Here is a 6820-nt window from a genome sequence, read left to right as displayed (position 1 = left end):
TCGATTATCCTAGCGGCCGTTGGGAGATGACCTTGTTTTCCTCGGGCGAGCAGCATTAAGGGAGCCGCCAGCCATTGTCTTACGGAAGCGTGGAAGCGCGTTTTCTACGTATAGCGCAACGGTGAGGTATAGGGCTTCGATGGTGAACTCAGTCGGCGACACGGCGATAAGCGACTACGCGGCTTTCCAGCGCCGGGTAGCGAACTACCGCGACCAGGTCTGCCGGCAGATTTACCGGGAGAATCAATCCTGTATCCGAGTAAAGAAAGAGGAGGTCGCGGTCTGCCGGATGACGGCGATTTTCGAGAAGACCTTGGAGATCAGTAACCGAACCGGCTTTCAGGCGATGAGCGTTCGCGATCTCAGCGAGGCAACCGGTATCAGTATGGGGGCTTTGTACTCCTACATTGAGAGCAAGGAACGCCTGCTGGACATGATCCTGGGTTTAGGGAGTTCGACGACTCGTCAGGTTCTTAACGAAATGCCGCAAGATACCCTCGGGGCGCGTGCCAAGTTGCGGTGGTTCTTGCGAACCCACTTGTACCTCACCGAGGCTATGCAGCCGTGGTTTTACTTTTCGTACATGGAATCGCGCCATTTCGGCAAGGAGGCGCGGGAAAAAGCCATCGATAAAGAGCTTGCCACGGAACGTTTGGTCGCCGATTACCTGCAGGAAGGCATTGCCGAAGGTGAGTTTGCGACCGATGAACCGGAACTGACGGCGGCGGCGGTCAAGCCTTTGCTGCAGGACTGGTATCTCAAGCGCTGGAAGTTTCATCGGCGCGATATCAGCGTCGATCATTACGCCGATTTTTGATTCGGTTCGTCGAATCCGCGTTAGGAAAGCATTGAATGATTCCCATTGAGTTCCGCTGACCGTGCAATTGGCGGTAGGGAATGTCACAGGCTGACAACGGCGCCTGAGAAGGCTGCCTTAGCTGTCATGAACGTCATGTTGAGGAGATGAGAATGCAGACGACGATGTTTGATTTGACCGGCAAGATTGCCTTGGTCACCGGCGCCAGCCGCGGTATTGGCGAGGCCATCGCCCGTTTGTTGGCGCAGCAGGGTGCGCACGTGATCGTTTCTAGCCGCAAGCAGGAAGTATGCGAAGAGATCGCTGCCAGCATCCGCGAGAACGGCAATAAAGCGTCCGCGTTTGCTTGCCATGTGGGCGATTTGGAGTCGGTCGATGCCATCTTCGAGCACATTCAGAGCGAACACGGCCGGTTGGATATCCTTGTGAATAACGCGGCAGCCAATCCATATTTCGGTCACATTCTGGATACCGATCCGGTGGCGTATCAGAAGACTGTCGATGTCAACATCCGCGGTTACTTCTTCATGTCCACTAAAGCGGGCAAGATGATGCGCGAGCAGGGCGGCGGCGCTATTGTTAATACCGCTTCGGTTAACGGCATCGTTCCGGGGAATTTCCAGGGCATCTACTCCATCACCAAGGCCGCCGTCATCAATATGACCAAAGCCTTCGCCAAGGAATGCGGCCAGTTCAATATTCGCGTTAACGCGCTGTTGCCGGGCCTGACGGACACCAAGTTCGCCTCGGCGCTGATCAACAACGACGAGACTCGGAATAAAGCGGTCGAGCGGATTCCGTTGGGTCGTCCGGCACAGCCTGAGGAAATGGCCGGTACGGTGCTGTATTTGGTATCGGACGCAGCTAGCTTCACCAACGGTGCCTGCATCATCGTCGATGGCGGTATGTTGGCCTAACTCGCTTATCGCGAGGCGCCGCGTGGCTGCCTCGCTCAATAACAATGTTTTGACCGCCTTGCGCGGTTGCAATGAGGAGAGGGAGATGAGCGAACAGAATACGCAGGTCAAGTTGATCAAGCGCCCGGTCGGCGAAGTACAAAACAGCGACTTCGAGGTTGGCCAGGCGCCGATTCCGGAACCGCGGGATGGCGAAGTACTGATCAAAGTGCATTCGCTATCGCTGGACCCGGCCATGCGCGGCTGGATGAATGAAGGCAAATCCTACGTACCTCCGGTCGGGATTGGCGAAGTTATGCGCGCACTCGGCGCCGGGCAGGTCATCCGCTCCCGCGATGCGAAGTTCAAAGAAGGCGATTGGGTGAGCGGTATTGTTGGGGTGCAGGAGTATGCTGCTGTCCCCGCCAAGGAGTTGACGCCCATCGATCCCAGTCTCGCGCCCGTTGCCAAATACCTCGGGGTGCTCGGCATGCCGGGAATGACCGCGTATTTTGGCTTGCTGGAAGTTGGGCAGCCGAAAGAAGGCGAGACGGTAGTCATCTCCGGCGCTGCCGGTGCCGTCGGGCAGGTCGTCGGCCAGGTTGCTAAGCTCAAGGGATGCAAGGTGGTCGGCATTGCCGGCGGTCCGGAGAAATGCCGCTTCTTAACCGAAGAGCTCGGTTTCGACGGTGCAATCGACTACAAGGCCGAGGATGTTAAAGCCGGCCTCAAGCGGACTTGCCCGGATGGTGTCGACGTTTTCTTCGACAATGTCGGCGGCGATATCCTCGATGCTGTGCTGACTCGCCTACGGATGCACGCCCGCATCGCCATTTGCGGCGCAATTTCCCAGTACAACAACACGACGCCGGTGAAGGGGCCGAGCAACTATATGTCGCTGCTGGTCAACCGCGCGCGTATGCAAGGCTTGGTGGTGTTCGATTACCGCCATCAGTACGCCGCAGCGGCCCAGGAAATGGCCGGTTGGATGGCGCAGGGCAAGCTGAAGTCGAAAGAGCATATCGTGCGCGGCATCGAGCAGTTTCCGGAGCATCTCATGATGCTGTTCCGGGGTGAGAACTTCGGCAAGCTGGTACTACAAGTCGCGGAAGATTAAGACGAGGAGATACTCACATGCGCGCAGTTGTTTGTAGGGAATTGGGGCCGCCGGAGAGCCTTACGGTTGGCGAGCTGGAGCCGGCGCCGCTGAACAAAAATGAAGTTCGGATCGCCGTTCATGCGTGCGGCGTTAACTTTCCCGATACGTTGATTATTCAAGGTAAGTACCAGTTTAAACCTGACTTGCCGTTTGCGCCGGGAAGCGAAGTTGCCGGCGAAATCATCGAAGTCGGTGAGTCGGTTAGCAACTGCAAAGTCGGCGACCGCGTTATGGCGCTAACCGGCTGGGGCGGCTACGCCGAGTCGGTGACGATTGGTGCCGAGCGTGTGTTGCCCCTGCCGCCGGGGATGGACTATGTAACCGCTGCCGGTTTCCCGATGACATACGGCACTTCGATGCATGCGCTGGTGCAGCGCGGTCGGCTCCAGGAGGGAGAAACTCTGCTGGTGTTGGGTGCTGCCGGCGGCGTCGGGCTGGCTGCCGTGGAGTTAGGCAAGGCGCTGGGTGCACGGGTTATCGCCGCCGCCAGCTCGGCGGATAAGCTGGCGATTGCCAAAGAGCATGGCGCGGACGAGGTGATCAACTACCAGGAAGAGAACCTCAAGGAGCGGGTCAAAGAGTTGACTGACGGTAAGGGCGCCGATGTCATCTACGATCCGGTCGGTGGCGATGCCTTCGATGCGGCCATGCGGGCGATCAACTGGAAAGGGCGTTTGCTGGTGGTTGGCTTCGCCAGCGGCCGAATTCCCGAGTTGCCGGTTAATCTCGCCTTGCTGAAAGGCTGCGAGGTGGTCGGCGTGTTCTGGGGCAGTTTTGTCGGTCGCGAGCCGGAGAAGAACGCGGAGAACTTTAAGCGTTTATTCGGTTACTACGCACAAGGCAAGATTAAGCCGCACGTCTGCGCGACCTATCCGCTGGAAGACGCGCCCAAGGCCTTGAACGACATGCTCCAGCGCAAAGCGGTGGGTAAGATCGTCATTACCACCGGGCGCGACTAAGGCTGCGCGCTCAAGCAAACGGGGAACGGGCTGCAGGGATACCGGCAGCCCGTTTCTATTAAGTAAGCAACGCTAACTGTTCCCTGCCCCTTAATGGACGAAGACGCGTGCCGCGGCAAGTTGCCGGGCACCGCGAAGGCCGAAGTTCCTTAAGCCGCCTCCGCTCTCGGTAACAAAGCACGAATCCCTTCCGGTACCGGAATCGGTCGATTGCTCTGAAAGTCGATCCAGACAATCTTGGCGTCGCCGGTGGTATAGAGGATTTCCGGGTCGTCGGCGTCGCGGACTTCGTAGGAAGTGCCGAAGCTGCTCCGGCCCGGTCCTTCTCCATATAAGCGCACTAGGAGTCGGGCAGGGTGGTGTACGGGCCGGAGATAGGTACAGCTGGTATGGACGAGTACCGGCCCGTTCGGGTCGGCCCCCGTCACCGAGCCCCCGTCTTTGCGCAAACTATCGAACCAACCCGTCCGGGCTTGTTCGAAGTAGCTTAGATAGACGGCATTGTTGACGTGTCCCAGACTGTCCATATCGCCCCAGCGGGTTTTGATTTCCTCTTCCCACAATAGCGTGCGCTCGTTGCTCATGCTTGCTCCTATTTAGTCGGTGCTAATGTGCGTGTGCAGCATGGGGCAGAAGAATAGCATTTGTCGGGGGGCGAGGTCAGCGCAGCGTTGCACGGCTTAGTAGCCGACTAACACCAGGAGCGCCAGCGACAGGAATAAAAGCCCGCTGAGGACTTTTAGCAACCGCTTTGGTATACGCTGTAACACTGTACGACCGGCGACGATCCCAAGGCCGGCGCTGAAAGTCAGCCCCAGGGAGGCGCCGACCCATACCGGAAGAGGGGCAGCGGTGACGCTCATGCCGGCGACGGCGAGCTGCGTCTTATCGCCGAACTCGGCAACGAAAATGATGAGGAACGTCGAGACCACCAGGCTGCGGCTGCTGCGCGGGCCTATGTTCGTTTCTCCTTCCGTCTCCCGACTCAATAAGGTATGCAGGCCAAAGCCGGCAAAGAGTAGCGCGACTGCCACGGTCAGCGCTTGGGCGGGCAGCCAGGCGGCGACCGTAGCGCCGAATACCACTGCTAACCCGTTCAATAAAATAAAGGCAGCGCTGGCGCCGATAAAGATCGGCCAGCCCCGGTGGCGGGTGGCCAGGCTCATGCAGACGAGTTGGCTCTTATCGCCGATTTCGGCCAAAGCAACCACGATAAAGGCAATAATGCCAGTGACCCACGGGTCGGTACCGGCAAGGTCGAAGGTATTATCTAGCATGGAACGTCGAGTGGCCGTTGTTGTGGCCGCCCCATCCAGGGCGGCCTGTCGATTCGGCCTCGGAGTATAACAGGCCGCCGCGTGGATAGGTTGGCGGCGGCCACTCGCGGGTTTGGCCTAGCCGGCGCGCGGTACGGTTTGCGCTTCAACGAACTCGTACAAGCCTTCGTGACCGCCTTCTCGACCGTAGCCGGATTGTTTGATGCCGCCAAAGGGGGCCTCCGGCGTTGGCCCTTGGCCGGTGTTATAGCCGGTGTGGGCGAACGCTAAGCGGTCGATAACGCGATGGGCGCGCTGTTCGTCGCGGGTAAAGAAATACGAGGCAAGCCCGAACTCGGTATCGTTACTCCAGGCAAGTACTTCTTCTTCGTTATCGAACTCGATCAGCGGGACCAAGGGGCCGAAGGTTTCCTCGCAGGTAACGATCATGCCCTGCTTGACCCCGCGAACAACGGTTGGCGGGAAAAAGGCGCCCCATTCCTGTTCCAGCGGCGGCGGTTCTGCGCCGCATAGGCGCTCGGCGCCATTAGCGAGCGCGTCGTCCAGATGGCGTTTGACCTTCTGGTAGCCGGCGCGGTCGATTAGGGGGCCGATGTCCGTTTCCGGCTGAAGCCCGTCGCCTACTTGGAGCTTGCGAACGCGCGCGACGACTTTCTCGGCAAAATTATCGGCGATACTGCGGTGGACGTATACCCGGTTAGCGCATACGCAGGTTTGGCCGCCACCGCGGAATTTGTTTGCCATCAATTGATCCGCGGCATGGTCGAGGTCGGCGTCTTCGAAAACGATAAACGGCGCGTTGCCGCCGAGTTCCAGGGTTAGTCGTTTAACCTGATCGGCCGTTTTGCGAATTAGATCTTTGCCGACTTCGGTAGAGCCGGTAAAGCTGATCATCGCCACGCGCGGATCTTCGCATAAGGTATCGCCGATGACACTGGCCTGCCCCAGAACGAGATTAACCAGCCCTTTTGGTAAGCCGATTTGTTCGAGCAGATGAAAGAAGGCGAGCATGGTCAGCGGCGTTTTCGCCGAGGGTTTAATTACGCTCGGGCAACCGGCGGCGAGCGCGGCCGAGAGTTTCTTCGCGATCATGCCGATGGGGAAGTTCCAAGGGGTGATGAGCCCCACAACGCCGCCGGCCGATAATACACCGTCCAATCGAGGCCTTTGGCCCGTTCCGGGACCGGGTGCGGTGCGAGCTGATCGATATGTTCCGCACAGTAGCGGAAGAAGCCCGCCGCATACTCGACCTCAAGTTCGGCCTCTTTCCACGGTTTACCGTGTTCCAGGGTGAGGATGCGGCCTAGCTCGGTTTTGTTCTCGCGCAACGCCTCGTCGATACGCTGTAACCAGCGCCGCCGCTCGGCCAGGGGGCTGTGTTGAACGAGGGCTCGGCTCGCTGCTTCGATGGCCTGTTCGACGTCGGCCTTTTCCATCGCGGAGATCTCGGCCAATGCCTCGCCGTTGGCCGGATTCCATACCGATAGCGTATGCTTACCGCTGCCTGCCTGCCAGCGGCCGTCGATAAAACCTTCAAATGTTTTGAGCAGTGGTGAGTCGAGCATGGCTAAGTCCCCGTCTGTGTTGGCTTTCGGGCGTTAAGGCGTTTGAAGTTGCTTGCGCACTGCCCCCGGTCGCCCCAACGGACCTCGGTACCCGTCGAATTGGTGTCGGAGTGCTAATGCCCCAACCGGTTTGTCTTCTTCATCCTT

At 58.8% G+C, this 6820-nt stretch carries 6 protein-coding genes and 1 pseudogene; 4 read left to right on the top strand and 3 right to left on the bottom strand.

Annotated elements, in window-relative coordinates:
* Positions 1–139 precede the first annotated feature (139 nt).
* The 4 genes from CAI21_RS17965 to CAI21_RS17950 all read left to right on the top strand — a co-directional run bounded on the left by CAI21_RS17965 (position 140) and on the right by CAI21_RS17950 (position 3831).
* The gene (locus tag CAI21_RS17965) at positions 140–817 is read left to right on the top strand and encodes a TetR/AcrR family transcriptional regulator (RefSeq protein ID WP_116303556.1); all 678 of its coding nucleotides are present in this window, start codon (positions 140–142) and stop codon (positions 815–817) included.
* Between the two features lie 152 nt (positions 818–969).
* The gene (locus CAI21_RS17960; protein ID WP_116303555.1) at positions 970–1734 is read left to right on the top strand and encodes an SDR family oxidoreductase; all 765 of its coding nucleotides are present in this window, start codon (positions 970–972) and stop codon (positions 1732–1734) included.
* 85 nt (positions 1735–1819) lie between these two features.
* Positions 1820–2830, top strand: coding sequence for an NADP-dependent oxidoreductase (locus CAI21_RS17955; protein WP_116303554.1), 1011 nt, complete (start codon positions 1820–1822; stop codon positions 2828–2830).
* A 17-nt stretch (positions 2831–2847) separates the two neighbouring features.
* Complete coding sequence (locus CAI21_RS17950) at positions 2848–3831, top strand: NADPH:quinone oxidoreductase family protein (RefSeq protein ID WP_116303553.1); 984 nt, start codon at positions 2848–2850, stop codon at positions 3829–3831.
* A 149-nt stretch (positions 3832–3980) separates the two neighbouring features.
* Here the strand turns inward: CAI21_RS17950 and CAI21_RS17945 are convergent, their stop codons facing one another.
* The 3 genes and pseudogenes from CAI21_RS17945 to CAI21_RS17935 form a co-directional block, all read right to left on the bottom strand.
* Positions 3981–4415 carry an acyl-CoA thioesterase gene (locus tag CAI21_RS17945; RefSeq protein WP_116303552.1) on the bottom strand — a complete coding sequence of 145 codons (435 nt, stop codon included), beginning with the start codon at positions 4413–4415 and terminating at the stop codon, positions 3981–3983.
* 96 nt (positions 4416–4511) lie between these two features.
* Positions 4512–5108 (bottom strand): TMEM165/GDT1 family protein, encoded by a 597-nt coding sequence (locus CAI21_RS17940; protein ID WP_116303551.1) that lies wholly within the window; start codon positions 5106–5108, stop codon positions 4512–4514.
* A 117-nt stretch (positions 5109–5225) separates the two neighbouring features.
* A pseudogene (locus tag CAI21_RS17935) lies at positions 5226–6673 on the bottom strand (NAD-dependent succinate-semialdehyde dehydrogenase).
* Positions 6674–6820 lie beyond the last annotated feature (147 nt).

Origin of the sequence: Alkalilimnicola ehrlichii (assembly GCF_003399765.1) — a bacterium.
GTDB lineage: Bacteria > Pseudomonadota > Gammaproteobacteria > Nitrococcales > AK92 > AK92.
Note: the sequence above shows the minus strand (reverse complement) of the source record. Positions and strands in the feature narration are given on the sequence as shown.

Excerpts from the sequence above, each read along its gene's own strand:
- CAI21_RS17965 (WP_116303556.1), top strand. The coding sequence starts at position 140 with ATGGTGAACTCAGTCGGCGACACGGCGATAAGCGACTACGCGGCTTTC.
- CAI21_RS17960 (WP_116303555.1), top strand. The coding sequence starts at position 970 with ATGCAGACGACGATGTTTGATTTGACCGGCAAGATTGCCTTGGTCACC.
- CAI21_RS17955 (WP_116303554.1), top strand. The coding sequence starts at position 1,820 with ATGAGCGAACAGAATACGCAGGTCAAGTTGATCAAGCGCCCGGTCGGC.
- CAI21_RS17950 (WP_116303553.1), top strand. The coding sequence starts at position 2,848 with ATGCGCGCAGTTGTTTGTAGGGAATTGGGGCCGCCGGAGAGCCTTACG.
- CAI21_RS17945 (WP_116303552.1), bottom strand. The coding sequence starts at position 4,415 with ATGAGCAACGAGCGCACGCTATTGTGGGAAGAGGAAATCAAAACCCGC.
- CAI21_RS17940 (WP_116303551.1), bottom strand. The coding sequence starts at position 5,108 with ATGCTAGATAATACCTTCGACCTTGCCGGTACCGACCCGTGGGTCACT.